Here is a 1,168-nt window from a genome sequence, read left to right as displayed (position 1 = left end):
CTCAGCATGGACGTGCCGAAGTCACCGACGGACACCGACCGCAGGTAGTGCCAGTACTGCGTCAGCAGCCCGTCGTCCAGGCCGAGCGCGTGCCGCCGCGCGGCCACCGCCTCCACCGGCGCCGTCATCCCGAGCGCGGAGCGCACCGGGTCCCCCGGGATCAGATGGATCATCACGAAGGCCGCGGTGACCACGACCCACAACGACACCGCGAACCGCCCGAGCCGCCGCCCCGCGAAGGACAGCCACGGACTCCCCAGCACCCCCGACAGCACACCGCCCCGCGCCGGGGGCCCGGCAACCACAGTGGACATCAGATACGACCTCCGTCGGACTCCGTACCGGAACCCAGCGAGTGTCGCGCCCACCAGGGAGCCGCCGATTCGTCCCCGCGCACAAGAAGCGCGCGCCGCCTGGTACTACAGCACAACTGGCGGCGCGTACCGCCTATACGCCCGTACGCGGGCGGCGCGGCGGCGTACGTCGGGGCTCGGGTGCGCGCGGAGCGTGCGCAGCAGGGAGCGCCGTTCTTCCGGCCAGTCGAGGCCGTGGCCCGCCCCTGTCAATTGACGCGGACCATGGGGAATCGGCGGGTGAAAGGCGAAGGTCAGAGCGCGATCAGCCCGGCAGGCGTCGTCTTGAATCCGCAGGAATCGAAGTAGAACGATTCCAGGCCGTCGTCGAAGTCGACGTGCAGCCACTCGCATTCGGCCGCCCGCGCCCCTTCCACCGCCGCCGCGACCAGGGCGGTGCCGATTCCCCGATTGCGCCCCGCTCCCGCCACGACCGTGTCCAGGATGAACGCGTGCACGCCCCCGTCCCAGGCCACGTTGACGAACCCGACCAGCCGGCCCTCCTGCCGCGCACAGACCCAGCCGAGGCTGTGCCGTCGCAGCTGCGCGACCCAGTCGGTGGTGAGCGGCGGGTGGTCGAAGCCCTCGGCGTGCAGCGCCTCGATCGACTCGTTGTCGATGTCGCCGCGCCATTCATAAGTGATCGTCATAGCGGGACCGTAACTATGGAGAAGGCGCCGTACCCCTGAATTGACGAGCGGCACCGGCGCCGCGGCGATGTCGGGGAGCAGGCCGAGCACCTTGTGGTGCTCGGCCTGGTGCGGGCCGGGTCAGCTGTCGGCCAGCGTGGCCCGCAGCGACGGCTGGAGGAGGTC

General features: G+C 70.9%; 2 protein-coding genes and 1 pseudogene. All 3 read right to left on the bottom strand.

Translation table 11 applies throughout. The features are described 5' to 3' along the window. Positions 1–314: pseudogene (locus ACFU99_RS44275) on the bottom strand (ABC transporter permease); the annotation flags it as partial. Positions 315–419: 105 nt separating this feature from the next. Continuing rightward, positions 420–566 carry a hypothetical protein gene (locus tag ACFU99_RS44270; protein ID WP_384404537.1) on the bottom strand — a complete coding sequence of 49 codons (147 nt, stop codon included), beginning with the start codon at positions 564–566 and terminating at the stop codon, positions 420–422. A gap of 41 nt (positions 567–607) precedes the next feature. Continuing rightward, complete coding sequence (locus ACFU99_RS44265) at positions 608–1,003, bottom strand: GNAT family N-acetyltransferase (RefSeq protein WP_384404535.1); 396 nt, start codon at positions 1,001–1,003, stop codon at positions 608–610. Positions 1,004–1,168: the final 165 nt, after the last annotated feature.

This window comes from Streptomyces sp. NPDC057654 (assembly GCF_042800135.1).
Classification (GTDB): Bacteria; Actinomycetota; Actinomycetes; order Streptomycetales; family Streptomycetaceae; genus Streptomyces.
This window is presented reverse-complemented; position numbering and strand designations above follow the sequence as displayed.